The organism is Saccharothrix sp. NRRL B-16314 (assembly GCF_000716595.1).
Lineage (GTDB): Bacteria > Actinomycetota > Actinomycetes > Mycobacteriales > Pseudonocardiaceae > Actinosynnema.
Genome location: NZ_JNXC01000183.1, coordinates 1 through 339, shown reverse-complemented (window position 1 = coordinate 339; position 339 = coordinate 1). Strand labels below are relative to the sequence as shown.

Here is a 339-nt window from a genome sequence, read left to right as displayed (position 1 = left end):
GGTACCGTCCGAAGAACAGCTTTTTCACACAGCAGCTCTCACAGCAGCATTTTCCTACGGGCAGGAGGGACGGGGCGTTCTCGCTCCGTATGGATGGACGTGAAGCGATACTTCCGTGGGCCGGTCATGTGGATCGTGCTGGCCGTCCTCGCCGTGGTCGTGCTGATGCAGGTCGTCGGCTCGTCCGAGGGCTACAAGACGGTGGACACCGGCAAGGTCGTCCAGGCGATCGACAAGAACCAGGTCAAGCAGGCAAAGGTCACCACCGGTGACGAGCAGATCATCAAGATCGAACTCGTCGACGGTCAGAAGATCGACAACAGCAGCAAGGTCCAGGCC

Annotated in this window: 1 protein-coding gene; it reads left to right on the top strand. The window is 59.9% G+C overall.

The window, feature by feature from the left end; genetic code table 11:
* Positions 1-99: 99 nt before the first annotated feature.
* Positions 100-339: ATP-dependent metallopeptidase FtsH/Yme1/Tma family protein (locus OQ02_RS39575; protein WP_231500457.1), on the top strand; the 240-nt coding region annotated here is incomplete at its 3' end.